The organism is Musicola paradisiaca NCPPB 2511 (genome assembly GCF_000400505.1).
In the GTDB taxonomy this organism is placed as follows: Bacteria; Pseudomonadota; Gammaproteobacteria; order Enterobacterales; family Enterobacteriaceae; genus Musicola; species Musicola paradisiaca.
This window is the reverse complement of the sequence record NZ_CM001857.1, coordinates 1,050,991-1,073,143: the sequence shown is the minus strand read 5'-3', so window position 1 is coordinate 1,073,143 and position 22,153 is coordinate 1,050,991. Positions and strand designations below refer to the sequence as shown.

The 22,153-nt window shown below is 56.0% G+C and carries 17 protein-coding genes, 1 tRNA gene and 2 pseudogenes; 12 read left to right on the top strand and 8 right to left on the bottom strand.

Annotation, left to right across the window (positions count from 1 at the left end):
• Window positions 1–62: 62 nt before the first annotated feature.
• Genes DPA2511_RS04895 through DPA2511_RS04865 form a run of 7 tightly spaced genes read left to right on the top strand, consistent with a single transcriptional unit; the run spans window position 63 to window position 8,817 of the window.
• On the top strand, window positions 63–1,343 hold the full coding sequence (locus DPA2511_RS04895; RefSeq protein WP_012764579.1) for a M20 family metallopeptidase: 1,281 nt from the start codon (window positions 63–65) through the stop codon (window positions 1,341–1,343).
• A 50-nt stretch (window positions 1,344–1,393) separates the two neighbouring features.
• Window positions 1,394–2,992, top strand: a complete 1,599-nt coding sequence (locus DPA2511_RS04890; protein ID WP_012764578.1) for an ABC transporter substrate-binding protein — start codon at window positions 1,394–1,396, stop codon at window positions 2,990–2,992.
• Between the two features lie 14 nt (window positions 2,993–3,006).
• Window positions 3,007–3,954: an ABC transporter permease gene (locus DPA2511_RS04885; RefSeq protein ID WP_012764577.1), complete on the top strand. Its 948-nt coding sequence runs from the start codon at window positions 3,007–3,009 to the stop codon at window positions 3,952–3,954.
• Window positions 3,947–4,774: an ABC transporter permease gene (locus tag DPA2511_RS04880; RefSeq protein WP_012764576.1), complete on the top strand. Its 828-nt coding sequence runs from the start codon at window positions 3,947–3,949 to the stop codon at window positions 4,772–4,774. The genes DPA2511_RS04885 and DPA2511_RS04880 overlap by 8 nt, the downstream gene beginning before the upstream one ends.
• Window positions 4,774–6,471, top strand: coding sequence for a dipeptide ABC transporter ATP-binding protein (locus tag DPA2511_RS04875; protein WP_012764575.1), 1,698 nt, complete (start codon window positions 4,774–4,776; stop codon window positions 6,469–6,471). The genes DPA2511_RS04880 and DPA2511_RS04875 overlap by 1 nt, the downstream gene beginning before the upstream one ends.
• 7 nt (window positions 6,472–6,478) lie before the next feature.
• Window positions 6,479–7,708 (top strand): M20 family metallopeptidase, encoded by a 1,230-nt coding sequence (locus DPA2511_RS04870; protein ID WP_023638180.1) that lies wholly within the window; start codon window positions 6,479–6,481, stop codon window positions 7,706–7,708.
• Window positions 7,705–8,817, top strand: a complete 1,113-nt coding sequence (locus tag DPA2511_RS04865; RefSeq protein WP_012764573.1) for a M24 family metallopeptidase — start codon at window positions 7,705–7,707, stop codon at window positions 8,815–8,817. Before DPA2511_RS04870 ends, DPA2511_RS04865 begins: the two co-directional genes overlap by 4 nt.
• 166 nt (window positions 8,818–8,983) lie before the next feature.
• Here the strand turns inward: DPA2511_RS04865 and DPA2511_RS04860 are convergent, their stop codons facing one another.
• Window positions 8,984–10,237 (bottom strand): D-galactonate dehydratase, encoded by a 1,254-nt coding sequence (locus DPA2511_RS04860; protein WP_012764572.1) that lies wholly within the window; start codon window positions 10,235–10,237, stop codon window positions 8,984–8,986.
• A gap of 339 nt (window positions 10,238–10,576) precedes the next feature.
• On the opposite strand from DPA2511_RS04860, the gene DPA2511_RS04855 reads away from it, so the two are divergent.
• The 5 genes from DPA2511_RS04855 to DPA2511_RS04835 all read left to right on the top strand — a co-directional run bounded on the left by DPA2511_RS04855 (window position 10,577) and on the right by DPA2511_RS04835 (window position 15,917).
• Window positions 10,577–11,344: an SDR family oxidoreductase gene (locus DPA2511_RS04855; RefSeq protein WP_012764571.1), complete on the top strand. Its 768-nt coding sequence runs from the start codon at window positions 10,577–10,579 to the stop codon at window positions 11,342–11,344.
• Window positions 11,345–11,444: 100 nt separating this feature from the next.
• Window positions 11,445–12,806, top strand: coding sequence for an MFS transporter (locus DPA2511_RS04850; RefSeq protein WP_012764570.1), 1,362 nt, complete (start codon window positions 11,445–11,447; stop codon window positions 12,804–12,806).
• A gap of 10 nt (window positions 12,807–12,816) precedes the next feature.
• Window positions 12,817–13,869, top strand: coding sequence for an L-idonate 5-dehydrogenase (gene idnD, locus DPA2511_RS04845; protein WP_012764569.1), 1,053 nt, complete (start codon window positions 12,817–12,819; stop codon window positions 13,867–13,869).
• A gap of 127 nt (window positions 13,870–13,996) precedes the next feature.
• Window positions 13,997–14,725: a FadR/GntR family transcriptional regulator gene (locus tag DPA2511_RS04840; RefSeq protein WP_012764568.1), complete on the top strand. Its 729-nt coding sequence runs from the start codon at window positions 13,997–13,999 to the stop codon at window positions 14,723–14,725.
• Window positions 14,726–15,026: 301 nt separating this feature from the next.
• Window positions 15,027–15,917 (top strand): oxidoreductase, encoded by an 891-nt coding sequence (locus DPA2511_RS04835; RefSeq protein ID WP_035049446.1) that lies wholly within the window; start codon window positions 15,027–15,029, stop codon window positions 15,915–15,917.
• 148 nt (window positions 15,918–16,065) lie between these two features.
• On the opposite strand, the gene DPA2511_RS04830 is transcribed toward DPA2511_RS04835, so the two are convergent.
• From DPA2511_RS04830 to proA, 7 genes and pseudogenes are all read right to left on the bottom strand, one after another.
• Window positions 16,066–16,287 carry an acyl carrier protein gene (locus DPA2511_RS04830; RefSeq protein ID WP_012764566.1) on the bottom strand — a complete coding sequence of 74 codons (222 nt, stop codon included), beginning with the start codon at window positions 16,285–16,287 and terminating at the stop codon, window positions 16,066–16,068.
• 18 nt (window positions 16,288–16,305) lie between these two features.
• Complete coding sequence (locus tag DPA2511_RS04825; protein WP_012764565.1) at window positions 16,306–17,742, bottom strand: AMP-binding protein; 1,437 nt, start codon at window positions 17,740–17,742, stop codon at window positions 16,306–16,308.
• Window positions 17,739–18,856: pseudogene (locus DPA2511_RS21080) on the bottom strand (membrane-bound O-acyltransferase). Before DPA2511_RS21080 ends, DPA2511_RS04825 begins: the two are co-directional and overlap by 4 nt.
• 129 nt (window positions 18,857–18,985) lie before the next feature.
• Window positions 18,986–20,122: a D-alanyl-lipoteichoic acid biosynthesis protein DltD gene (locus DPA2511_RS04810; protein WP_023638178.1), complete on the bottom strand. Its 1,137-nt coding sequence runs from the start codon at window positions 20,120–20,122 to the stop codon at window positions 18,986–18,988.
• Window positions 20,123–20,432: 310 nt separating this feature from the next.
• Window positions 20,433–20,504: pseudogene (locus tag DPA2511_RS24145) on the bottom strand (DUF4102 domain-containing protein); the annotation flags it as partial.
• A gap of 160 nt (window positions 20,505–20,664) precedes the next feature.
• Window positions 20,665–20,740 (bottom strand) — tRNA-Thr (locus DPA2511_RS04800).
• Window positions 20,741–20,894: 154 nt separating this feature from the next.
• Window positions 20,895–22,148, bottom strand: a complete 1,254-nt coding sequence (gene proA, locus DPA2511_RS04795) for a glutamate-5-semialdehyde dehydrogenase (protein ID WP_012764561.1) — start codon at window positions 22,146–22,148, stop codon at window positions 20,895–20,897.
• Window positions 22,149–22,153 lie beyond the last annotated feature (5 nt).

Genomic DNA, 22,153 nt, shown 5'->3' with positions numbered 1-22,153 from the left:
GACCGGCTCGCTAACCTGCATTATCTATAAACTATATAGAAATACAACAGAGTGAGCACGACATGAGTGTGACCGCCCCCTTTCAGCAGGCGCTGAGCGCGATTGCTGATGATGCAGCCGCCATTTTACAGGATATGAGCAGCATGCTGGCGGTGGATACCAGCTTCCCGCCCGGCCTGGGCTATGGCGCGTTCGCCGAGTTGATGGAATCGCTGCTGGCGCCGATGGGGTTCCGCTTTCAGCGGGTGTCGGTGCCCGAAGCGCTGTGGCGTTCGCCGGACGGCAGCGCACGCGGCGAGCGCGTCAACCTGCTGGCGACGCTGCCCGGCGACGCAGCGGAAAACTGCAACCTCTATTTTCACGTCGATACCGTGCCGCCGGGTGATGGCTGGCATTATCCGCCGCTGGCGCTGAGCCAGGACGGCGAACGGCTGATCGGCCGCGGCAGCGCCGATATGAAAGGAACGATTGTCGCCACATTGGCCGCGCTGCGTGCAGCGCAAACGTTCGGCCTCAAACTGCGTTTCAACCCGGTGCTGCTGCTGTGCACCGATGAAGAGGGCGGCCTGTATCCCGGCATTCGCTATCTGGCGGAACAGCAGTTGTTTCAAGGCCATATGCTGAGTTTCAACGGCGGCGCCGCGCCGCGCATTTGGGCCGGTTGTTTCGGCAGCCTGGACGTGGTGATCCGCGTGACGGGGCGCTCGGCGCATTCCGGCGACCCGGTGGGCGGCATCAACGCCATTGAGGAAAGCCTGCCGTTGATGAACGCGCTGATGGCGCTGAAACAGCAGGTTGAACAGCGCGCCTCCGCCATGCCGTCGCCGCCGCATTTTGCCGGCAAACCGTTGACCTCCCGTCTGACGCTGGCGGTGGCGCACGGCGGCAGCAAAGGCTCTACCCTGCCGGAGCGTTTTGAATTGCTGGTCAACCGTCGCTACGCCCCCGAAGAGCCGTTCGACGCCGTCTGGCAGGAATTGACTGACTGCATCACGCAATCGATGTCGTCCTCCGCCGCGCTGAGTACGGAATACCATCTGATCGGCCATCTGGCGCCGGTCAGCGACCCGACCGGGCCGCACTGGCCGCGCTGGCAGCACGCGCTCGGCCTGGGGTTCGGTTTCCGCGCCGAGGAATTCGCCGCCTGGGGCTCCTCCACCAGTTCCGATATGGGATGGGTACAACAGGCGGGCATTCAGGAAATTCTTTTAGGGGGTCTGGCGCGGCCGGACAACCACATTCACGCCGCCAATGAGTACACCACCATACCGGACGTCGTCGCCTTATCCCAATCCATTCTGGCCTATCTGGCCGAGGATTTTTCGCCAACCCAGGGTAATTAAGTAACAGAAAACCAACAACAATTGACAGACAACAGACAGAGGAAACCGCGATGTGTGCAATGAAAGGAATAAACCGACGGCAGTTTATTACCAACACCACGCTGATGACCGGCGCAGCCATGCTGCCGTGGTCATTCCATGCCAGCGCGGCCGATGCCAGCGTCATGACGGCGGGAGGCACGCCGCAGAAAGGCGGCATTCTGCGCATCAGCGTCGATCAGGCCATCAATATGCTCAACCCGCAGCAGGCGCGCGTGAACCCCGAATATCTGCTGGCTGAACTGCTCTACAGCGGCCTGACCCGGCTGACGCAAGAGATGAAGGCCGAACCGGATTTGGCCGCCAGCTGGCAGCCCAATGCCGACCTGACGCAGTGGACGTTTACGCTGCGCCCCAACCTGAAATTCAGCGACGGCACGCCGTTGACCGCCGACGACGTCGTCGCCAGCCTTTCCGCTATTCTGGATCCGAAAAACGCCTCGCCGGGGATGCGTAACATCGGCCCGATCAAGGAGCTGCATGCCGACGGCGCCGATAAGGTGGTGATTGTCACCCAAGCGCCTTATGCCGACCTGCCGGTCATGCTGGCCTACCCGGACGCCAAAATCGTCCCCGCCGCCATCGCACAGGGGCAACTGGCCCGGCTGTCCAAAGAAGCGCTGGGCGCCGGCCCGTTCATGTTGGCGTCGTATGAGCCCGAGCGCAAAATCGTGGTAAAACGCAATCCTCATTACTACGACCCGAACCGCCCGTATCTGGATGGCATAGAGATCGTGGTCTACCCCGACGCCATCGCTGAAAGTTCCGCGCTGATCGCCGGCGATACCGACTTGATGATGGCGGCGCAGCCGAGCGAGTTCAAACGCCTGTCCGCCGCCGCCGGCATCCAGCCGCTGCGCGTGCCGTCGGGCCAGTTCCTCAATATCAATATGGGCTGCGACCAGAAACCCTTTAACGACGTGCGGGTACGTCAGGCGCTGGCGCTGTGTATCGACCGCAAAGCGATGGTCGATTTCGTCGCCGACAGCTACGGCACCCCCGGCAACGATACCCCGATCAACGCCTCGTACCCCTGGTATCGCAATATGCCGCTGCGCCAACCTGACTATGCCAAGGCCAAAGCGCTGCTGGCGGAAGCCGGGTACCCGGACGGGCTGGATATCACATTGATCGCCTCCGACAAACCCGCCTCCCGCACCCAGTTGGGGATCGCGGTACGTGAAATGGCGAAGCCCGCCGGTTTTCGCATCAACGTGCAGACCATGGCCCACAGCACCTATCTCGATCAGGTGTGGAAGAAGGGCAACTTTTACGTCGGTTTCTACAACATGCAGCCTTCGCCGGACGCGGTGTTCTCGTTGCTCTATACCTCCGATGCCGCCTGGAACGAAACCCGCTGGAACAATGCCGATTTTGACGCCGCCGTCGCCGGCGCGCGCGGCACCACCGACGACGTCAAGCGCCGGGAGTTCTACGGTAAAGCGCAACAACTGATGCACGAACAGGTACCGTCGGTCATCCCGGCCTTCTTCAACCTGCTCTCCGCCGGCCGTGATTATGTGCACGGTTATGCCCTGCATCCGCGCGCCGCCGTGTTCCGTCTCGACCATGTTTGGTTGACGGCGCAGGCGCCGGTTCGCCGAAGCTAAGCTGAGGAGCCGCCGTGAGCGCGAGTTATCTGTTAAAACGCCTGCTGTTGGTGATCTACACCCTGTTGGTGGTGTCCGTGCTGGTGTTCGGCATTACCCAGTTGCTGCCTGCCGATGCGGCGGTCACGCTGCTCGGCCAGCACGCCACCCCCGAGGCGCTGGCGGCAGTCAGGGAACGCCTCGGGCTGGACGCGCCCGCCTGGGTGCAATACGGGCACTGGCTGGCGGCGGCGTTGCACGGCGATTTCGGTGTCTCCATGCGCACCAATTTGCCGGTCGCGCCCACGTTGCTCACGGCGTTGTCCCGTTCGCTGCTGCTGGCGGCGTGCGCCCTGTCGCTGATGCTGCTGGTGGCGCTGCCGCTCGGCGTCTGGGCGGCGGTCAGAAAAGGCAAACTGGCGGATGTGTTGGTCAGCGTGCTGTCCTACATCGGTATTTCCTTTCCCGAGTTCGTCACCGCCACGCTGATGTTGCTGCTGTTCGCCGATATCTGGCAGTTGTTGCCGGCGACCGGTTACGTCCCGCTCAGCGAGAGCCTGATTGACGGCGTGCGCCATCTGGTGCTGCCGTCGGCGACGGTAGCGATGATTCTGGTGGCGCATGTCTCACGCATGGTGCGCTCGGAAATGGTGGACGTGCTGCATACTGACTATATCCGGGCGGCCTGGCTGAAAGGGCTGTCGCGGCGGCGCATCCTGTGGCGGCACGCGCTGCGCAACGGCCTGTTGCCGGCCATCACCATCGTGGCGCTGGACGTCGGTTATCTGCTGGGCGGCATCGTGGTGGTGGAAGAGATTTTCGCCATTCCCGGCATCGGCCGAGAGCTTATCGTCGCGGTGCAGGCGCGTGACCTGCCCACCCTTCAGGGCGGCGTCATGATCCTGGCCTCCACCTATGCGGTCGTTAATTTTCTGGCCGACCTCGCCTACGCCATGCTAGACAAGCGGATTCACTATGTTTGACGTACTCAAAAAACTGCTGCATACCCCGCAGGGCATCGCCGGGGTCAGCGTCCTGCTGCTGGCGCTGCTTGTCGTTTGTGCCGGCGCTCATCTGGCGCCAGCCGACCCGGAGGCGATCTCGATTCTGGCGCGCTATAAGGCGCCCAACGCCGCGCACTGGTTCGGCACCGATCAGCTTGGGCGCGATATTTTCAGCCGGGTGCTGGTCGGCGCCCGCACCACCATTCTTTATTCGCTGCTCGCCACCACGCTGGCGATGGTAGTCGGCTCGGTCATCGGCACCGCCAGCGCCTATCTGGGCGGCCGGATGGACGAAGGCATCATGCGCACCATGGATGCCGTGATGTCGATCCCCAGCCTGCTGTTCGCGCTGTTGATCGTCAGCACGCTGGGGCAAAGCAGCCTGAATGCGGTGCTGGCCATTACCATCGCCTTTGTGCCGGGCATGGTGCGCATCGCCCGCAGCGTGGCGTTGGCCGTGCGCCAACAGGATTACGTCAATGCCGCCATCGCCCGCGGCGAATCCGCCGGCTATATCATCCTGCGGGAGATGCTGCCCAATATCGTGGCGCCGATCATCGTGGAATCCACCATTCGCGTCTCCTTCGCCATCATGCTGTTCGCCACCCTGAGCTTTCTGGGTCTGGGGGCGCAACCGCCGCAGCCGGAATGGGGGCTGATGGTGTCCGAAGCCCGCGCCTACTTCTTCAACGCACCCTGGATGATGCTGATCCCTGGGCTGGCGATCGCCATCGTGGCGATCGGTTTCAACCTGCTCGGCGACGGGCTGCGCGACGTTCTGAATCCGAGGAGCCACTGATGCACAAGCACGACGCAGCGATACCCGCTGACGCAACGGCGCCGACGAAAACCGCCGCACCGGTGCTGGCGGTCAGGGATTACAGCCTGGACTACACACTGCCGGACGGCTCGCATCTGCCGGTGCTGCGGGATATCACCCTGCATGTGAACCGCGGCGAAGTGATGGGGTTGGTGGGGGAATCCGGCTCCGGCAAAACCACGCTCGGCTGGGCGATTATGCGCTGGCTCGCCGGTAACGCGGTGGAGCGCACCGGCGAGATTCACCTCGGCGCGTTGAACCTGCGCACCCTGGCGATGGACAAACTGCACGCGCTGCGCGGCGGAAAACTGGGGATGATTTTTCAGGATCCCAGCGCCTCGCTCAACCCCACCCTAACGCTGGGGGAACAAGTCACCGAGGTGCTACGCCGCCACCGCCGCCTGAACGCCAGAGAAGCGCAGCAATATGCCGAAACCCTATTACGCGATGTTGACCTAAAACATCCGGCGCAGATGATGCAACGCTACCCACATCAGGTCTCCGGCGGCGAAAAACAGCGCATCCTGATCGCCACCGCCTTCGCCTGCCAGCCCGACTGCCTGATCTTCGACGAGCCCACCACCGCGCTGGACGTGATCAGCTCAGCGCAGATCCTGGCGCTGTTTGAACGGCTGCGGGAAGAAACCGGCGTGGCGGCGTTGTACATTTCCCACGATCTGGCGCTGGTCTCGCGCGTCACCGACCGCATCTGCGTGCTGGAAAAAGGTCGCATCGTTGAGCGGGCGCAATCCGGCCAACTGTTTAGCGCGCCACAACACCAGTACACCCGTCGGCTGATCGCCGCGGTGCCTAATCCGTCGTTACGTTTGTTGGACGAAACCGCGCCCTCGCCGCACCCGCTACTCACCCTGAGCGACATCACTATTCAGTACGGCCATCACCGGCTGCTGGATAAGTTGCTCAGGCGGCAACCGAACCACACCCGGGCCGCCAATGCGGTATCGCTGACCGTACACGAAGGCGAGATTTTGGGGATCGTCGGCGAGTCCGGTTCCGGCAAATCGACGCTGGCCAAAGCCGTCACCGGCCTGGTGCCCTTTACCGGCGAGCTGGATTTTCGCGGTTATAGTCTGTTCGGCCGGGCGCAGATGGATAAAGACTACCGCCGCCGGGTGCAGATGATCTTCCAGCACCCGGACGCCTCGCTCAATCCGCGCAGGCGTATCGGCGACATCATCGCCCGTCCGCTGCGGTTGTACGGCCTGCCCAACGGCGAAACCGAAGCGCAGGCGGTCGCCCGGCTGCTGGAGGAAGTCCGCCTGCCGGCGTCGATGGCGTCGCGCTATCCCCACGAACTGTCCGGCGGCCAAAAACAGCGGGTGGCGATCGCCCGCGCCTTCGCCCATCCGCCGGAGCTGGTGATTTGCGACGAGATCACCGCCGCGCTGGATGTCTCGGTGCAAGCCACCGTGATTGAGCTGTTGCTGGAACTGCGACGCCGCTACGGCACCGCCTACCTGTTCATCACCCACGATCTTAACCTGATCCAGCAACTCGCCCACCGCATCGCGGTGATGTATCGCGGCGATCTGCTGGAAGTTCTGCCGGGCCATGCCATGACAGAGCAGGCGCAGCACCCTTACACCCGTGCGTTACTGTCCGCCATTCCGACGCCCGATGCCTTATCACCGGCTTCACCCTCATACACTGAATGAAACCATCATGACGAAAGAACAGTTACTACAGAGCATCGATACCGAATTTTGTCTGCGTTTTCTGGCAAATATGGTGCAACACAAAAGCTACAGCGCCACCGACGGTGAACGTCAACTGGCGGAATTTATGGCCGAACGGATGCGCGAGCTCGGGCTGGAGACCCAACTCACGCCGGTGCCGGGCGGCCGACTCAACGCTATCGGCACCCTGCGCGGCACCGGCGGCGGCCACAGTTTGCTGTTCAACGGCCATTTGGACACCAACCCGGTGACGGAAGGCTGGACGGTGGATCCCTGGGAAGGAAAAATCGACGACGAATTCATCTATGGCATCGGCGTATCCAATATGAAATCCGGCGATGCCGCCTATTTCTGCGCGCTGAAGACGCTGATCGACGCCGGCATCAAGCTGAAAGGCGACGTGGTGCTGACTTACGTGGTCGGCGAGTTGCAGGGCGGCATCGGCTCCATCGCGGCGATTGAGCAAGGTATCCGCGCCGACTATTTCATCAACGCCGAACCGACCGATATCCAGGCGTTAACCATGCACGCCGGTTCACTGATGTTCACCATCGAACTGACCGGTGATACCCGCCACCTCTCCAAACGCGAACAGGCGGTGGACGCCATCGCCGCCGCCGTAGCGCTGATCCCGCAGTTGAACGCCATGACCTTCAGCGGCGCGCAGAGCGATGAACACCGCAGCATCAACCGTTGCCATGTCGGCACCGTACACGGCGCGCTGGGGCGCGAGCTTGAAGAGTGGCGGCCGCCGCAGGTGGCGGATTTCGCCCGCCTCAAGGGCTCCGCCCGCTTTGCACCGGGACAGACCGTCGCCGGCGTGCTGGCGGATATTCAGGCATTGCTGGATGCGCTTTGCGCCCGCCACCCCGGCCTGAAAGCGGAGCTGTTCGACGACGGCGAACGGGATAAACCCACCATGCTGCCGTTCGAAGTGTCCCGCGCATCGGCGATTGTGCAGGCGGTTAACCGCGCCTATCAGCAGGTGCGCGGCGAGCCGCAGCCCAGCGGCGCCATCACGCCGCCCGCGTTTTACGGCACCGACGCCGCCCACTTTTACCAATTGGCCGGTATGGAAGGCATCGTGTGCGGCCCCGGCGGCAAGTTCAACACCATGCCGGATGAGCGCGTCCACATCAGCGATTTTCTCGACGCGGTGCGTATTTATCTGCTGGCGATATTGGAGATCTGCCAACCGGAGGACAGGCTGTCATGACCGCGCATGCGCCACTCGCGCTGGCGCGCACCCGTGCCGCCATGCAACAGGCGGACGTCGAACTGTTGTTGATCGACCACGGCGAACTGCTGGCCTGGCTGACCGGCTACACGGTATCGGAAACCTGTTACCGCGCCTGTCTGGTGCCGCTGGAGGGCGAACCGTGGATGGTGCTGCGCCAGTTGGACGAAGCGCCCTGCCGCGCATTGAGCAGCCTCAACGCTATTGTGGTCTATGACGACCATCAGGATCCGTTTCAGGCCGTCGCCGACAGCCTGCTGGCGCGCGGTTTCGGCCATGCCCGGCTCGGCGTCGATTTCAACTCCTACGGCATGACGGTGTATAACTGGCGGCAACTGTGCCATCGCCTGCCTGCGGTTCAGTGGCAGGCGATGGATGGGCTGAGCGACCGGCTGCGCAGCGTTAAGTTCGCCGATGAACTGGCGGCGCTGCGTCAGGCGGCGCGCATCGCCGACGATGCCATGCGTGCTATCGCAGACGAAGTCACTACCGGCTGGCGAGTGCGCGATGTGGCCGCGTTGGCGGCGCATACCTTTCTGCGCAACGGCGCCGATAGCGGCGAAACCGGGCCGATCGTCTGCGCCAACGGCGATAACGGGTTTCTGCATGCCAGCAGTCACGATCATCGTCTGAGCGCCGGCGATATGCTGCATGTGGAGTTGATCCCGAAGGTAAACCATTACAGCGCACGGCTGATGCGCCCTTTTCTGATCGGTACGCCAAGCGCCGAGCAGCAACAGATCGCCACGCAGCTGATCCGGTTTCAGGATGCGCAAATCGCCGCCATGAAACCTGGCGTCAACGCCAGCGACGTGGACGCGCTACTGCGCCAGGCGGTGCTGGATGCCGGCCTGCGCGAGCATTACGGCAACGTCACCGGCTACGCGCTTGGCCTCTATACGCGGACACCTCGCCCCAGCGATTTCTCCTGCTGCTTTACCCCCGCAGCCGACTGGCGGCTGGAAGAAAATATGGTGTTTCACATGTACGCATCCGCCCGTTCGTTGGCGTTCAGTGAAAGCGTGGTGGTCACACCGCAAGGCGGGCGGCGGATGAGTTCACTGCCGCGCGCCCTGTCGTCGTTATAGGCTCGCCGCACCGGGATACGTTCACCGGGGGACGCTCACCGCCGTGTTCTCCCACCGTCGTGTTCTGGCCGGGCCGCGGGTTTATAACCCGTCGATCCTGAGACAGGAATCGCGAGACAGGCGAAGGCCCATCCATGGGCCTTTCATCCTCCATCACACCGCACGATCAGGGGCGGGATGCCGTGCCGTCAGGCGTTCTCGCCATCGTCCAGGAAGGAATGCCGCCGTCACAGGGGTATTTCTCCGCCAGGGTTTCATTGATATCAATGCCTAAGCCCGGTTTGTCGTTAACGTAGGCATAGCCTTGATCGATCTCCGGACACCCCGGGAAGACTTCGCGCAGTGCGTCATTCATCGGCGTATATTCCTGAATGCCGAAGTTAGGCGAGCTCATATCCAGGTGCATGTTGGCGCATACGCCCACCGGTGAAATATCGCCCGGGCCGTGCCACGCGGTGCGGACGCCGTTCAGCTCGCTGTACACCGCCAGCTTTTTCGCCGGCGTAATGCCGCCAATCGTGCTGACGTGGCAGCGGATGTAGTCAATCAGCTTGTTATCAATCAATGGCTTCCATTCATTGATATTGACGAAGAGTTCCCCCATGGAAATGGGTGTGGAAGACTGCTGACGCAGCATTCTCAGCCAGTCGATATTTTCCGGTGCGACGGGGTCTTCCAGATAGAAGAGCTGGTAAGGTTCCAGCGTTTTCGCCAATTGGATGGCGGTGACGGGCGTGACGCGCTCGTGGACGTCATGGATAAATTCGATGCCGAAGCCCAGTTTATTGCGCAGATGCTCAAACAGGCGTGGAACGCTCTTCGCATAGGCTTCCGGGTCAAAGTAAATCCCCGGCGTTTTGCTTCTCGGCGAGCGTTTCGGTTGAATATTCTTCGCTCTGGCCAGTTGGGTGGCGATGAGTTTTAAATCATCGGTACCAGCCCCGCCGTACATCCCCATCTGGCAGCGAACGTACTGATACCCTTCCTCCATGCGGGCACGAATATTGTCTTCCACCTCGACCTCGTCGCCGCCATCCGTGTGGCAGTAAAGGGGGATCCCGTCCCGACATTTTCCGCCCAACAGTTCATAAACCGGCATACCGGCCAGCTTCCCTTTGATATCCCACAGCGCCATATCAACGCCGGAAAGGGCATTGTTCATGATCGGGCCATTACGCCAGTAGCCGCTGACCGCAGCAGACTGCCAGATATCTTCGATACGAGTGGGATCCTTTCCGATCAGAAACGGCGCCATGTATTCATCAATCGCGCTTTTGACCGCAAAAATGCGCTGGGTGAACGTTGCGCATCCCAGGCCATACAATCCGGGCTCGTTGGTTTCCACCTTAACCACGGCCAAATCAATACCGCCGGGGGCGGTAAGAATGGTTTTCACATTCGTTATCTTGAGTTTGCTCACGTTAACTCCTTAATTCAGTAAGTTAGCCAGTTCCCGGCCATCCCGACGTAACAGAAATACCGAAAATTTGTAAGTTGTCCTACAACTAAGCTTGTTATATCACGACCAATGATGACGGGAATATCATGCTTAATATTTTGTGATCACCATCACTATTACACACAAAAAATCAATAATTAATTGATAAATAACAATAAAAACCCTGGTTGCTATTTTTTAACACAGGGAAGTGTGATCGTTATTACAAAAATAATTATCACTTATTGCTTTTAAACGCGAGTCGAACCACTCTCCTAAAACGATAGTCGTCATACAAATTAATAAATCAAGGGGGACAACATGACAGCTTTATTCGACTTGACCGGGAAAACCGCGCTGATCACCGGCTCCGCACGGGGTTTGGGGTTTGCCTACGCAGAGGGATTGGCCGCCGAAGGCGCCAGCGTCATTCTCAATGATATCCGCGACACCTTGCTGCAAGAATCCGTCGGCAAGCTGCGTAATAAAGGGTACAACGCACAGGGCATCGCCTTTGACGTCACCGATGAAGACGCCGTGGAGCAAGCCTTCGCCGCGCTGGATGCACAAGGCGTGCAGGTTGATATCGTCATCAACAATGCGGGGATCCAGTATCGTAAACCCATGGTGGAACTGGAGTTGGAAAACTGGCAGAAGGTTATCGACACCAACCTGACCAGCGCCTTCATCGTGTCCCGTACTGCGGCCAGGCGCATGATTGCCCGCGGAACCGGGGGCAAGATCATCAATATCGGTTCACTGACCAGCCAGGCGGCAAGACCCACCGTCGCCCCCTACACGGCGGCCAAAGGCGGAATTAAGATGCTGACCTGCTCTATGGCGGCAGAATGGGCGGCTTTCAATATCCAGACCAACGCGATTGGCCCCGGCTATATTCTGACGGATATGAATACCGCCCTGATTGAAGACGAAAAATTCGATAGCTGGGTTAAAAGCAGTAACCCGTCGCAACGCTGGGGCCACCCGGAAGAATTAATTGGTACGGCGGTATTTTTGTCATCAAAAGCCTCCGATTATATAAACGGCCAGATTATTTATGTCGATGGCGGCTGGCTGGCCGTGTTGTAAATATCCGAACCCAAATACTCTACACCTTGCCTTTAACATGCATGTATATCTGCCGTCGAATGACGACGACAGATATACCCTATACAACACAGGTACAAACATGAAGGCTACAAAAAATCGCTTCTTTATTTTATCGCTGCTTTTTATTGTGACCGCGATAAATTATATGGATCGCGCCAATCTGGCGGTGGCAGGCTCAAATATTCAGAATGATTTTAGTCTGACTCCGACGCAACTGGGTTTGCTGTTCTCTATGTTTACATGGGCATATGCCGCAAGCCAGATCCCTGTCGGCTATGTACTGGATCGTATCGGTTCGCGTATTTTATATGGCGGCGCGATTATTCTATGGAGCGTCTTTACTTTCCTGATGGGGTTTGCTTCTCATCATCTTTTCGCCACGGTAACAGCCTCTTTTATTATGCTGTTGGTGTGTCGCGCACTGATTGGCGTTGCGGAAGCACCTTCATTTCCATCCAATACCAAGATTATTGCTACCTGGTTCCCCGACCATGAACGCGCACGCGCAACGGCAATCTATTCCAGCGCGCAATATATCGGGCTGGCGTTGCTGACCCCGGCGCTCTCTTTTATTGTGGCGCAATATGGCTGGGAAATGTCGTTCTATTTATCCGGCGCCGCCGGGATCCTGTTTGGCATCTACTGGCTGATCTACTATCGCGACCCGCAACACAGCAAGAACATTAACCAGGCCGAACTCGACTATATCAAAGCTGGCGGCGGTTACGGCTCCGTTAATCAATCGACGGTGAGCGAAAAAATCAGCTGGCGGGATATTAAATATTTTTTGAAACGTAAAACCATTTGGGGCCTTTTTATTACCCAATTCGCCTGTTCGTCAACGCTGTATTTTTTCCTGACCTGGTTTATCGTCTATCTGGAAAAAGGGCTGCACCTTTCTATTTCCAAGGCCGGTATGGGAGCCATGCTTCCCTATATTATGGCGATGTTCGGCGTATTATGTGGCGGCACGTTAAGCGACATGTTGCTGAAAAAAGGAAAATCACGAACTCTGGCCAGAAAATTACCCGTACTGATGGGGCTGTGTCTGACATTAATTATTGCCACGGTCAACTTCTTTGAAGATCAACCTATTATTGCCATCATCATTCTGTCCATCGCCTTTTTTGCCAATGCTTTTTCAAATCTGGGCTGGGTGGTATGGAGTGATGTTATTCCCCGTAATTACCTCGGCACCATGGGCGGTTTTTTGAATATCTGCGGCAACCTTTCCGGCATTGTCAGCCCGATAGTCATCGGTGTAATTCTCGAACGTACCCATAATTTTCAATATGCCATGTGGTATATCGCAGGCGTCGCCGGGATGGGAATTTTAGCCTACGTATTCCTGGTTGGAAAAATTGAAGTCATTTTGCCGGAAAAAGATAACACCCCGGCATCAGATGAAAAAATACTGAATACCGCACCGGTTAATAAATAATGAGGTTGATATGAAAAGCACTGAAAAAATTAAATGCAGCGCCTGTTTCGCTCATGGTGAAAAAGATGTCCGTGTAGAACAGCGTGAAATTGAATACAGCGACAGCGATGTGCTGGTGAAAGTGGCCTGTGGCGGGATATGTGGTTCCGATATTCATTACTACCAACACGGCCGCGCAGGAATGTCGATTCTGAAACACCCGATGGTAGTCGGCCATGAGTTTGTGGGCGTAGTGAAAAAAGCGCCGGAGAACAGCGGGTTGCAGGTAGGTCAGGCCGTTGCGGTTAATCCCTCTCAACCCTGTAATCACTGCGATATGTGCCTGTCGGGGCGCCAGAATCACTGCGCCACCATGCGGTTTATGGGCAGCGCGCAATTTAACCCGCATGTGAATGGCGGCTTCTCCGAGTATGTGGCCGTTAAACCGGAACAATGCATTCCTTACGATAAGGGCGTACCGGCTAACGTGATGGCCTTTTCAGAACCGCTTGCGGTTTCAATCCACGCCGTAAAAATGGCCGGGCAATTGACCGGTAAGAAAATCCTGGTGATCGGCGCCGGCCCCATCGGTTGTTTGATTCTGGCGGCGGCCAGAAGCGCGGGAGCCACCGAGCTGGTAGCCTCCGACCTCAGCCCCCGCTGCCGGGAATTGGCGTTGCAGATGGGGGCGACAGCGGTTATTGACCCACAGGATGATGCCGTAATTGCCGCGTACCAGCAGCATAAAGGCTATTTCGACGTCGTGTTTGAAGCCTCCGGCGCACCGGCTGCGATTGCTTCAACCGTCGGCTTCACCCGCCCTTGCGGCACCATTGTGCAGGTTGGCATGGGAACCAGCCCGGTATCCTGGCCGGTCTCAGCCATGCTGGTGAAGGAAATCAACTGGGTTGGCTCATTCCGCTTTATCGACGAGTTCGCCACTGCGGTCAAATGGCTGGAAGACGGGCGCGTCGATCCACGTCCGTTAATCAGCGGCGAATACCCACCTGCCGATATCGAGCAGGCATTGATTACGGCTGCGGATAAAAATGTATCGGCAAAAGTGCTGATCCGGTTTGAGTGATCACTACGATGACAAGCCACCTGCACGCAGGTGGCGTTAACCCGCCCATGCCTTCGCGAGCGCTTTAATCCGGCAAAGTTAAGTGATATATAATGAATTATTGTAGGACATCATATGAAGTGTCGCGGTGAACATTAAATCCATACAAAAACAAAACGTTGTCAATGCGGTTTTCGACCAGATAAAAGAAAAATTGCTTGATGGCAGTTGGACGCCGGGCAGCCGTCTTCCGTCGGAGGCAGAGCTAACGGCCTCCTTCAATGTCAGCCGGGTCAGCGTGCGCAGCGCAGTCCAACGGTTGCGGGATTTGGGGATCGTGGTTACACGTCAGGGCAGCGGCAGCTACGTCAGCGAAAATTTTAATCCGCAGATGCTCAGCCATGAACCCAAACCCATCATGCACCTCAGCCGTGAAGAATTTCACGATATGATGATTTTTCGCCAGACGGTTGAGTTCAAGTGTGTCGAATTGGCCGTCGCCAATGCGACCGAGGAAGATATCCAGTCCCTCGAACAGGCACTGCACAGAATGCTGATAAATAAAGGAGATTATAAAAAATATTCTGAAGCCGATTATGATTTTCACCTCGCCATTGTTAAAGCGTCGCATAACAGCATCTTTTTTAACGTCATGAGCTCAATTAAAGACAGCTATTATTACTATCTTGAAGAGTTGAATCGGGCGTTGGGAATTACGCTTGAAAGCGTTGAGGCGCATATCAAAGTCTATATGTCGATAAAGAAAAGAGATGCGCATACCGCGGTGGAAGTATTGAACGAGGCGATGTCAGACAATGTCTACGCTATTGAAAAACTTAAACAATCTGAGTCCGATGATAACGGCGAACACCCATAACGTTGTTCGGACGCACGCCAACCACGGATCGTCCGGCCTCCTCGCACCGCCGTCAGGCTTGGCGTCCCTCCCCGATTGCAGTATTCCCGCTTGAAGAAACGCCCTCTGCCGGGCCCCATAAATCGGGTTTTGCCTCCCCACACCATCCGGTAGCCTGCCTGACCCTCGAGCCGTTCACGTAACCGCCATCTGAGCCGCCGACCCGCAATCTGTTATGGTACGAAGGCATGTTAATGATGCAGACAACCCTGTGCCGTTTGGTACAGGTCGTTAATGACTATTGGTATTGGGGATAGTGATGATGTCTGAAAATCCAACCGTCGCCCTCGTGGGCCCGGGCGCTATCGGCACGACCATCGCCGCAGCGCTGCATGAGGTTGGCCGCACGCCAACAGTATGTGGCCGTACCGCGCATGATCATCTGGAGCTTCGCTTCGACGGCGGTCAGGTGGTGGTACCTGGGCCCGTACACACGGATCCGGCCGGGATAAAGAGAATGTTCGATCTGGTTTTTATTGCGGTCAAGTCGACGCAGATCGCCGCTGTGGCGCCATGGTTGTCTGCATTATGCAGCGCAAAGACCGTCGTTTGCGTACTGCAAAACGGCGTAGAGCAAAAAGCGCTCTTCGCGCCGTATTTATCCGCAAGTTTGGTTCTGCCCTCCGTGGTGTGGTTCCCTGCCCAACGCGAGCCGGACGCCTCAGTCTGGCTACGCGAAAACGCACGGCTCACGTTACCGGACACGCCGGAAGCCCGTATCGTGCAGACGGCGCTGCACGGCACGCGGTGCGCGGTCGACGTGGCGGCGGATTTCACCACCGTCGCATGGCGAAAACTGCTGCAAAACGCGGTTGGGGGGCTAATGGTTTTGGCCGGTCGCCGCGCCGGCATGTTCTCCCGTGCTGACATCACCGGGCTAGCGCTGAGCTATCTACAGGAATGTCTTGCCGTAGCGCGTGCCGAGGGCGCGGCGCTTAGCGACGATGTGCCGCGGGAAATCGTCGATAGATTTCATCGCGCCCCGGCCGACTTGAGCACATCGATCCTCGCCGACCGACAGGCCGGCCACCCACTCGAATGGGATTGTCGCAACGGGGTGGTTCAAAGATACGGACGCGCTCATGGGATCCCAACGCCGATCAGCGATCTGATCGTACCGCTGCTGGCCGCCGCCAGCGATGGCCCCGGTTGATACTCGTGCCGACGCCCCCCAGACGAACGGTGTAACGAAAGCAGCCACCCCGTGATTCCGTCAGGTTTGTCGCGTACTGACCATGCATAAAAAACGCCCCCGCATGACGACATGCAGGGGCGTTTACGGGTGAGCTGCGGTTCGCCGGTTAGCTGCGATTCTCTTCGATGTAGCGAGCCAGATCCGCCGGAGTCTTCAATACGTTAGCGACTTCAGTCGGCGGGATCATGCAACCGTAAACGTCCTGCACTTCCAGCACCAGATCCACCGCCAGAATAGAATCGAGGATATCGGACTCGATCAACTCATCGTTAAAACCCACTTTGCGGGATAAGACCTTTTCAAACAGGGCGAGTATTTCTTGTTCCATCATTTTTTCCTGGCGTAATTAATTGGTACGAGCATGTGTATCTAATAGTTTACGATCGATTTTGCCGTTAGGATTCAGCGGCAACGCATCTTTGACAATAATTTGGGAAGGCACCATGTAGTGCGGGATCACCTTCGAAAGCGACGTCTTGATCACCTCCGGGGCTAAGTCCGTCACGCAGAAAGCCGCAATACGCAGCACTCCGCCGCCCGATTTCATCAACGGCAGAACCACCGCTTCGCTGATATCCGGCATCGCCAGCAGGCGATTCTCAATCTCGTTGATTTCAATACGATAGCCATTCAGTTTGATCTGGCTGTCATTGCGCCCCTGACAATACAGGATCCCGTCTTCTTCGTACCCCAGATCGCCGGTTTTGTACCCCCGGAACGCTTCACTCTCCCGATGCAGCAATTTTTCCGCGTTCTCCTGCGGCAGCCCAAGGTAGCCGCGCATCACATTTTTGCCCCAGATAATCAACTCGCCCTCAGCCGTAACCTCCATGTGAGAGTCCGGCATCATCGTACCTACCGGCAACAGATCGTTTTCGCTGTGCAGGATATCGTCGGTAATTTCGATGACCGTGGTCGCGATAGTCGCTTCCGTCGGGCCGTAAGAGTTGAGGATTTTGGCGTGCGGGAAGCGGCGGCGTAGCTGTTTTACCAGCGCTTTGTTTAACACTTCGCCAATGAATACGAAAACGCCGAGATCGGGTAAATAGTCACTATTGAATTGCAAAGAGAGCAGTCGCTGGTAGGCAAAAGACGGTGTTGAAACCCATACGGAAACACCGTTGTTTTTCAGGCGTTCAAGCCAGTTTTCTGCGGCGATATCTTCTTTGGCATTCAGGACGATATGCCCTCCGGTTGCCAGATTAGCCAACAAGGGGATCAAGGAGAGATCGAAGCTGAATACCGCATGGTTCATCAGCACCGGCGTTTCCGGCAGCGAAAAGTCCTGACGCACCCATTTCATAAAATGCCACAGGCTTTCACGTCCGATCTGTACCCCTTTCGGCTTACCGGTGCTTCCAGAGGTGAACATGATATACGCGAGATCCTGCTCAACCAGTACCCGGCCAACCTCGCCGGTAGCCACAAACTGCTTTGCCGCGATGTCGTAATAGTAAGGCGCGCCGGCCAACTGGCAGATCTCTTTGAGCCGTTCCTGAGGATAGATGCAATCCACCGGAATGTACGGAATGTTATGCAGCAAGCAGCTATAGATAGCGACGGCAAATTCCGCTTGTTGATGCCCATACAACACGACGGGCACACCGGCAGGTTGCTGGCAATGCTGGTAACGCTGCGCCCAATCCGTAACCGCGACAGAGAGCTGTTGCCAGGTTATGGCTTCGTCGCTACCGCTAATCGCCAGCTGATGTGGATGCGCGGGATCAAGTAATGCCGCACGCAAGAAATCTTGCAGTTCCAGAAGTTCGGAGTGAAGGTTCATAGTGGTGACATTCCGCTAAAGATGTAAAGGGAGACAGCGGCGCTTGCCAGCGTCAGAATTCGTCCCAAAAACACAATAACTGGATAATGTAACCAGTTGCTGAGCGTCGGACTGCGTTTGGCTGACCACTGTAACATGTTGTGAGTAACGGAAATGGCGCCAAACAGCGCGCCGCTTATAATGTAGTGTCGTTCGAGTCCGTTCCATGCGCCCATACAAAACAGGGTGCAAAAAATACCAATATTCTGTGCCAGTGTTTTGTTCTGACGGAAAAAATCCATCTTCATCAAATTCATATAAATCGGCATAAAGACCACATCCCGCAGCCATTCAGACAGACTGATATGGAAGCGTCGCCAAAAATCCTGCGGGTTTTTAGCCAGAATCGGCATATTAAAGTTCGCCGGAATATTCAGGCCAAATAAACGCCCAGCCCCAATAGCCATATTGCTATAACCAGCAAAATCAAAATAAAGATAAGCGCTGTAGGCCAGCGACATCACTACGCCAACGCTTAACGTGAACGGACGATGGCTCCATGACTGAACAACCAGGTTATCGATCAGCGTGGCGAATAAGAACTTTTGGATAATGCCGACAAAGATTTGTTCCATCGCCGGTAAAAACTGCTCACGGGTAATAGTGAAGGTGGGCTTATTAATATCATTCACCCATGTCCGCCAACGATACATCGGCCCGGCGGTGATAATAAAAGGCATAAAGAGATAGCAGAAATACTGTAAAAAACTCCGCCCCTCTTTTTGAGTCCGGTAAAGTAATACATCAATGGCGCGGAAGGTCATAAAGGACAGGCCGAGCATCCCCCAGTGGTTATTAAGGTGTAATTTCACCAGGAACAGCGGGAGCAACGTCAGGCTAACCGCCTGCCAGGTTTTCAACCAGCCCTTCTCTTTCACTGTGACAAGAATATAAAAACTGAAGAACACCGCCACAGGTACAATATAATCACCCTGGAAAATATATCCCCAGCCTAAGGCCACCAGCACGGAAAAAGCGGATAAATAAGTTAGCCGATAATTAAAGACCCGATTAATCAGCGCAAACAGCAGTGCTGATAAAAACAGAAAGAAAAAAATGTTCCGGAGCTATACATCATTCATCCTTCAGAACTTTTGATATTCAAAGTGCACTTTTAAACTCATGCTGTCATCAACAGAGGTCCACGCGATGATCGTTACCGCCAGCAAGAGATAAAGAAAGAAAAGGCGAATAGCGTGTTTCATCATTTAAAACTCTCAGCAATAAAACGATCCATGGCGACCCATGCAGGATCGGTAGGGTGCAGACGATCCCAGTTCCAACCATTCTGATAAGGCTGCGCATACATATCAAAGTAGGGAACCTGATTTTGCTCCAGCATAGCCCGGATTTGGCGATCGACCGGCTGGAATTTCTCGCTATTCTGAATCGCCCACGGATTGACCGCATCGACAATCACCACCAGCTGGACATGGCGCTCTTTGAGCAATGTGATTGTCGCCTGGAAGGCTTCCATTTGCGCAGGGAAAACCGGTGCGTCGTCCCACACATCCTGCGTGGGATCATCGTCAAAAAAAGACTTATCCATCCACATGGTCTCGGCACTTTGTTGACGAGACTGATTCAACACATGGGCGTTAGCCAATTCGCGATCCCAGTCGGGAGCCCTCTCGGCATTTGGCTGATGTGGCCACGGTTTCGCCGGCTGAGGAACAATCCGCAACATCGCCAGCCAGTCGTTTTTTATCATTTCGCAGAAAGTCGCAAACTGATAACTCACTTCCTGCCAGATAATTTTCGGCTGCCAGCCATAGATCTTCATTTGACTGAAAGTTAAATGACTGATCTCTTCTTCATTAATATGTTGTAAATAATCCACCAGCAAAGGACGCGCCTGCGCATCCTCCATCAGGGGGTTAAAAACCGGTGCGGGGAAATTATCGGCAAAAACTGTCGGCGGGATACCATCACCATAAAAACTATCGGGCGCCAGTTGCAAAACGACTTTACTGTTAGCGTTGAGATCATTTTTAAAGCGTAAGAGCAGTAAAAAATGGGTGATATTATCGATATACACATCGCCATAGGCGACAACCGGTCGCTTTAGTTGGTTATTAAAGTAATTATATACCGCGTAATGCTCATCCTCTGAGGTAGAGACCTCTGACGCCCCGATGAAAAAAATCGCATTTCCCTGCAACGCATGCGAAATGGCCGCTATTTTTTCCTTTTGCTCCCGGGGCGTTCCATCAATACTTTTAATCAACGGTTGGAATTTTAACGGCGGATCAAAGCTTGTCACCAGTGGGTGAATGCTAAGAAACAGAATGGCCAGGATAGCCATCAAGATATGTAGGCAGAAAGTATTTTTAATTTTCATCATAAAGTAAAACTACATGACTTTTATTTGTTTAAAATATGTTAATTTTTTATCTTCACAGCAAACCGAACACTGTATTTTTCGACACTATATACCAGGCTAATCTTCGATGATGAGCATTGCTGTGTAACGGTATGTACAGTGTTCAGCGCTGTTCCCAGCAGCAATATTGTACAACCCGTTTAGTCGCGGATAACCGGAACATACACAGAGTGCGACGAGGGTCGATACCCTAAATAATTCGGGTTGCAGGAAGACAGCAAATGAGCGAATCCCAATGGGCTTATTCCAGTACGCGATTCGAGCAGACGCCGTCATCCGAGAGCTTATAGGGCTTGTCTTTAGATTTGACGGTGTCGACCTGCCTGGCATTGAGCTTCATTGAGACCGAACAGAGAATCCCCCCACCGATACCCCCAACTCACCGTAAATTTCTGTGAGCGTGAGTAGACGAGCAGAGACAATAAGGGCCGTGAAACCGCGTATTCTAAAGGTTTAAAGGGTGTCTGAGTAGACTTGAGGAGACGTTAAAATAGGTAGGATGGTGCCGGTAATAGGAGTCGAACCTACGACCTTCGCATTACGAATGCGCTGCTCTACCAACTGAGCTATACCGGCTTTGAGAGAATCATCCTGCGAGTGCATGACGATAACTACGGGGTGACAAACTAGTGAAATCGGTTTTCCAAGTCAATACCTTGATGTTCGTGTGATGATTTTCTAAGCGGTGGGAATACCGCCCGGTACGCGGTGGCGTTGCCGGGCGGTGGTTTTATTCGCGGATCAGATCATTACCGTAGCCAATCCATTTATAGGTGGTCAGCGCTTCCAACCCCATCGGGCCGCGCGCATGCAGTTTCTGGGTACTGACGGCGACTTCCGCACCGAGCCCGAACTGGCCGCCATCGGTGAAACGAGTGCTGGCATTGACATAAACCGCCGATGAATCCACTTCTCGGACGAAGCGCTCCGCGTTCGTCATCGAGTGCGTCAAAATCGCATCGGAATGTTGCGTCCCATGCTGGCGGATATGCGCAATCGCTGCCTCCATGTCGTCCACGATAGTGACGTTAAGGTCATTCGACAGCCATTCGTCATCGTAATCCTGTTCGTTTACCGCCACGACCCGCGCCGGCCCCTCAAACAAATGAGGCATCGCGGAAGCGCTGGCATGCAAAGTGACATTCGCCAGTGCCATTTTCTCACTGAGTTGCGGCAGAAAACGCCCGGCAATCGCCCGATGCACCAGCAGGGTTTCCAGACTATTGCAGGCGCTGGGACGCTGTACCTTCGCGCTTTCGATAACGACCAGCGCCTTTTCAAAATCAATGCTTTCGTCGGCAAAGATATGGCAAACCCCAATTCCACCGGTAATCACCGGGATGGTGGACTGTTCGCGACACAGTTTGTGCAAGCCTGCGCCGCCGCGGGGGATCAGCATATCCACATAACGATCAAGCTTCAGCAACTGGTTTACCAGCTCACGGTCAGGGCTTTCAATCGCCTGAATAGTCTCTGCAGGCAAGCCATGCTGCTCCAGCGCCTGTTGAATGACGTTTACCGTTGCCGCGTTAGTGCGATAGGTTTCCTTACCGCCGCGCAGAATCACGGCATTGCCGGTTTTCAGACACAGACTGGCGACATCCACCGTCACGTTCGGACGGGCTTCATAAATGACGCCAACAACGCCCAGCGGTACCCGGCGGCGCTCCAGTTTCAAGCCATTATCCAGAATGCGGCCATCGATAACTTCGCCAACCGGATCGTTCAGGCGGCAAACCTGACGCACGTCGTCGGCAATCGCCGACAACCGCGCCGGAGTCAGTTGCAGGCGATCCAGCAACGCGGCGCTCATACCGTTTTCTCTGGCATCGGCCACGTCCAGCGCATTCGCGGCCAGAATCACACTGCTCTGCGTTTCCAGCAGCTCGGCGATGGTCATCAGAACCTGATTTTTCTGCGATGAACTCAACGACGCCAATTGATAAGACGCCTGCTTTGCTGCTTTCCCCATGTGCTCCAGCATCGTCT

Coding starts and splice junctions, on each gene's coding strand:
- DPA2511_RS04895 (WP_012764579.1), top strand. CDS start 63: ATGAGTGTGACCGCCCCCTTTCAGCAGGCGCTGAGCGCGATTGCTGAT.
- DPA2511_RS04890 (WP_012764578.1), top strand. CDS start 1,394: ATGTGTGCAATGAAAGGAATAAACCGACGGCAGTTTATTACCAACACC.
- DPA2511_RS04880 (WP_012764576.1), top strand. CDS start 3,947: ATGTTTGACGTACTCAAAAAACTGCTGCATACCCCGCAGGGCATCGCC.
- DPA2511_RS04875 (WP_012764575.1), top strand. CDS start 4,774: ATGCACAAGCACGACGCAGCGATACCCGCTGACGCAACGGCGCCGACG.
- DPA2511_RS04870 (WP_023638180.1), top strand. CDS start 6,479: ATGACGAAAGAACAGTTACTACAGAGCATCGATACCGAATTTTGTCTG.
- DPA2511_RS04865 (WP_012764573.1), top strand. CDS start 7,705: ATGACCGCGCATGCGCCACTCGCGCTGGCGCGCACCCGTGCCGCCATG.
- DPA2511_RS04855 (WP_012764571.1), top strand. CDS start 10,577: ATGACAGCTTTATTCGACTTGACCGGGAAAACCGCGCTGATCACCGGC.
- DPA2511_RS04850 (WP_012764570.1), top strand. CDS start 11,445: ATGAAGGCTACAAAAAATCGCTTCTTTATTTTATCGCTGCTTTTTATT.
- idnD (WP_012764569.1), top strand. CDS start 12,817: ATGAAAAGCACTGAAAAAATTAAATGCAGCGCCTGTTTCGCTCATGGT.
- DPA2511_RS04835 (WP_035049446.1), top strand. CDS start 15,027: ATGTCTGAAAATCCAACCGTCGCCCTCGTGGGCCCGGGCGCTATCGGC.
- DPA2511_RS04830 (WP_012764566.1), bottom strand. CDS start 16,287: ATGGAACAAGAAATACTCGCCCTGTTTGAAAAGGTCTTATCCCGCAAA.
- DPA2511_RS04825 (WP_012764565.1), bottom strand. CDS start 17,742: ATGAACCTTCACTCCGAACTTCTGGAACTGCAAGATTTCTTGCGTGCG.
- DPA2511_RS04810 (WP_023638178.1), bottom strand. CDS start 20,122: ATGAAAATTAAAAATACTTTCTGCCTACATATCTTGATGGCTATCCTG.
- proA (WP_012764561.1), bottom strand. CDS start 22,148: ATGCTGGAGCACATGGGGAAAGCAGCAAAGCAGGCGTCTTATCAATTG.